This is a genomic window from Streptomyces sp. SID3343 (assembly GCF_009865215.1).
In the GTDB taxonomy this organism is placed as follows: Bacteria; Actinomycetota; Actinomycetes; order Streptomycetales; family Streptomycetaceae; genus Embleya.
In genome coordinates, this window is sequence record NZ_WWJX01001058.1 from 1 (window position 1) to 888 (window position 888).

At 73.2% G+C, this 888-nt stretch carries 1 pseudogene; it reads right to left on the minus strand.

The features are described from left to right. Nucleotides 1-393: 393 nt before the first annotated feature. Nucleotides 394-888, minus strand: a pseudogene (locus GT354_RS33150) (hypothetical protein); the annotation flags it as partial.

Below are 888 nucleotides of genomic sequence, written 5' to 3' on the forward strand. Positions count from 1 at the left end.
GTGGCCTCAAACGCCGGCCGGGCTGGTTGTGTACCGGCTGGGCCGAGGGGTGACCTCAAGTGCCGGTCGGGCTGGGGGGTGGCGGCACGCGCGGCCGGGCTGGGGGTGGCCTCGAACGCCGGCCGGGCTGGTTGCGCACCGGTTGGGCCGAAGGGTGATCTCAAGTGCCGGGTGGGCTGGTTGTTGTCGGGCCGGGCCGAGGGTGGCTTCGAGTGTTGGCCGGGGCTGGTTTGTCGTCAAATGGCGGCCGGCTGAAAAGTGGCTTCAAATGCCGGCCGCGTTCGTCGTTCGTCGGACGGGCCGAAGGGTGGTCTCAAGGGTCGGGTGGGTTGATGACAGCCCGGCCGGCGGTTGAGGCCGCGCCGGCCGGTGTTGAGGGTGTCGGGGTTGTGGCTACGGTTCGCGGCGGCTTCGGCGCGTGCCGAGGATCAATGTGGCGGCCAGGAGGACTGCGATGACGGCGCTGATGGTGTCGCGCAGGGTGTGGTCTTCCGGGCCGTTCGAGGTGTTGCTCTGGTTGGCCATGTCGGGGGTCGGCGTGGGGGCCGGGCCGGTGGCGGTCAGGAGGTTGAGCAGGTCCAGGCCGCCGAACGTGGTGATCGTGCGGTTGGTGGCCTCGGCCGCGAGGATCAGGGACGCGAGGCGGACCGGGTCGTTGCCGGCCATCGTCTTGGCGCCGGCGGCGAGCCAGTCGGCCGCCGCGCCCGCCTCCGCGGGGTGGCCGGTCGCCGACAGCGCGGATACCGCGGCGACGGTGGCGTCGAAGTCGGCCGAGCCGCCCACGTGGTTGCCGCTGGCCTTCAGCGCGGCCACCAGCCACGCCGCGCCGGCCTGCGCGGCCGACTGTCGGGTCGGCGCGGTACCCGGGCCCGGGCACTCGAACGGGGT